This window comes from Actinomadura sp. BRA 177 (assembly GCF_013372625.1).
In the GTDB taxonomy this organism is placed as follows: domain Bacteria; phylum Actinomycetota; class Actinomycetes; order Streptosporangiales; family Streptosporangiaceae; genus Spirillospora.
In genome coordinates, this window is record NZ_JABXFD010000085.1 from 1 (window position 1) to 810 (window position 810).

The following is an 810-nucleotide window of genomic DNA, read 5'->3' on the forward strand; positions in this document are numbered from 1 at the left end:
ATCCCGTGGCTGCTCGGCGCCGTGCCGGACGGGCGGCGGCGCCGGCCCCGGCCGTACTGGCGGCTGTCGGCGGCGGGCCTGGAGAAGCTGGGCCGCGGCGGCCTGGTCATGGTGTCCTACGAGCGGTCCCGGATCGACGGCCTGGCCATCACCACCGGCGACGGCGTGCTGACCGTCTTCCACCGGTTCGGGCGGACGGCCGTCGGCGGCATGACCGCGATGGGCCTGGAGCCCCTGGCCGTATTCGTCACGGCCCGGCGGCTCGGCATCCCGATGCACGTCCTGGACGGCGAGGCCACCGACCTGCTCGACCCGGCCCTCGACGAGGCGCTGCGCCTGTCCGGGCTGGAGGACGACGTCCCGGGCGGCGGCCCGCTGCCGCGCGACCACGCGGCCGAGAAGCGCCTCCTGGACCAGGAGGCCGCGCTGCTGGCGGCGGCGTACGAACCGCCCGCCGAGCCGTCCACCGACAACACCCCGGCCGCCGCCGGGCGGGCCGACGAGCAGCGGCTGGACACCCCGGAGCCATTGCCGAGCCGCCGCCGCATCATGCTGCTCGGCGCGCTGACCGCGCTGCTCGGCACCGTGATGATCGTCCGGATCGCGCTGGACGGGACGAGCGCGTTCAGCGCCCGGCTCGCCGCGGGCTGCTGGGCGCTGGCCGCGCTCGCGGGCGTCCCGCGGCTCGCCGCGGGCTGCTGGGCGCCGCCCCGGTCCGCTGGACGAGCCTGGCCCTTATACACATCTCCGAGCCCACGAGGCGGACCCCGATCCCGTATTGCGTCCTCTGGCTGAATACAAAAAACACAA

Annotated in this window: 1 pseudogene; it reads left to right on the forward strand. The window is 75.6% G+C overall.

Annotated features, from left to right (window positions below):
- Positions 1-795: pseudogene (locus tag HUX53_RS01910) on the forward strand (hypothetical protein); the annotation flags it as partial.
- Between the last annotated feature and the right edge of the window lie 15 nt (positions 796-810).